At 33.4% G+C, this 998-nt stretch carries 1 protein-coding gene; it reads right to left on the bottom strand.

The annotated features are described in order from the left end of the window. Positions 1–76: 76 nt before the first annotated feature. Positions 77–967 (bottom strand): restriction endonuclease, encoded by an 891-nt coding sequence (locus tag JO950_RS21905; protein ID WP_202704539.1) that lies wholly within the window; start codon positions 965–967, stop codon positions 77–79. Between the last annotated feature and the right edge of the window lie 31 nt (positions 968–998).

The following is a 998-nucleotide window of genomic DNA, read 5'->3' as shown; positions in this document are numbered from 1 at the left end:
TTCTTTAATTTTGGAGGCACCAATTTAAAAATGAATTTAGATTAAAAATTATTTGTATCTTATTATAATGTAGAGACTATGAGTTTATTTTTTCCTTATCTAAATATGGCTCAAAGAATTTCAAGTCAACTTCAAAAACAACTTTTGGAATTAAGCCTAATTGAACTTTCTCAAATAAATCAATTAATTTAGATGCATCAATTAATTCAATTGGTGGTGCTCCATCTCGTGATGCTTCGCGCTTTGCATCTTCGGAAAAAGTACCAGTTGTCAATATTATACCCTTTTCGGCACGACCTATCATTGCATTTCTAAAATCTCCAACTTGAGCGCGTGAAACAGTTCCTTTATATCTTTTGCATTGGAACAATACTTTAATGCTTACAAAAGGGTTTAACTCCAAGGTACCGTATCCATCAATTCCACCATCATGTGAGCCACCAGTAACCTCTACATTTTCAAAACCATGCTCACGTAATAAACGCTTGCAAATATTTTCAAATCCTTTAGGTGATAGCCCTTGCAAAACTTCCAGCAAATTTGGTTTAAGAGTATGCTCAATATTTTCCGGCTCATCTTCCTCTTGTTCTTTTAGTATTTCGTTCTTTGATTTTGCTTTTCTTGCTTTTTGATTTATTTCAACCCATTTCAAGAAAATTTCACGGCCTTGTTTTTCTGTTAAATAAGTTTCATTACCTTTTGGTGTTAAAGTCCAAATACCTTTACTCGATGCATCAAGGAAACCTTCCCAAACTAAATACTGCCTTGCCCATGCTACTTGATTGTAAAATCTAGGAATTCCAGTCTTGGTAGTTTCTTCTAAAGTTTTGTCCGAAATATTTAAATTTTTTGCAATAGTATTTGTAACTTCTTTAGGCCTGCCTGAGCCCCCTAATTGACGCAATGCTTCTAATAATGGCCCCATCCATTTAGGAAAGGTTGACTGTTTGTTTTTAATTTCCGTCATATCTATTCACAAAGAATTTAAAGTTAAATAT

The sequence above is a fragment of the Flavobacterium sp. UGB4466 genome, assembly GCF_903469665.1.
Classification (GTDB): Bacteria; Bacteroidota; Bacteroidia; order Flavobacteriales; family Flavobacteriaceae; genus Flavobacterium; species Flavobacterium lipolyticum.
Note: the sequence above shows the minus strand (reverse complement) of the source record. Positions and strands in the feature narration are given on the sequence as shown.

Coding starts and splice junctions, on each gene's coding strand:
- JO950_RS21905 (WP_202704539.1), bottom strand. CDS start 967: ATGACGGAAATTAAAAACAAACAGTCAACCTTTCCTAAATGGATGGGG.